1 pseudogene is annotated in these 747 nt (G+C 45.9%); it reads left to right on the plus strand.

The window, feature by feature from the left end:
• Positions 1 to 747, plus strand: a pseudogene (locus tag R7Z47_RS24675) (phosphate ABC transporter permease); the annotation flags it as partial.

The following is a 747-nucleotide window of genomic DNA, read 5'->3' on the forward strand; positions in this document are numbered from 1 at the left end:
CAACTATTGTTTGGCAGACTCGCAGCGGGAAAGTCAAAGCGCGTTGGCAAGAGAAGTCTGCGCTAGGCGTCGCTCCAACCACGATTGATTTCTCCTTTTCTGCGGGCTTTGACGCTCCCCAACAGATGCTCTTAACACCGGATGGTGAAACGCTTTATTTGCGTGATGGTTCGGAGTTAATTGTTCTGACCAAAGCTGCTCAAAAGTTTACGGTGCGCGAAGTTATCGATCTTACTCAAGGGGATAAAAAGCATTCTGTAAGAACGATTGATTTGCTTGCGGGCGCATATTCCCTGTTGGTGACGCACAATGATGGTCGCGTTTCGCAATGGTTTGATACTTTGCAAAATGATAAGCGAACCTTAACTCATATTCGTGACTTCAAATTAGCGTCTGAACTTAAATACTTATTGCCGGATTCACACCGCAAAGGATTCTACAGTTTCTACACTAACGGTACGCTTCAGAGTCATTACACGACCAGTGAAAAACTGGTGTTGTTTAAGCGAGCTTATAAACAAGCGCCTGCGATGGCGGCAATGTCGAACAATGAACGCTATCTGATTACTTGGAATGATGACTCGTTAAAGGTGGCGGAGGTCGATAACTCTTACCCTGAAGTCTCGCTTTCTTCACTGTGGCAGAAAGTGTGGTACGAAGGCTATCCAGAGCCTGAATTTGTATGGCAATCTACATCGGCCAGTGACAACTTTGAAGCCAAATTTAGCTTGGTGCCGATTGCGTTCG

Source organism: Vibrio sp. 1641 (genome assembly GCF_033339995.1).
GTDB classification, from domain to species: Bacteria; Pseudomonadota; Gammaproteobacteria; order Enterobacterales; family Vibrionaceae; genus Vibrio; species Vibrio alginolyticus.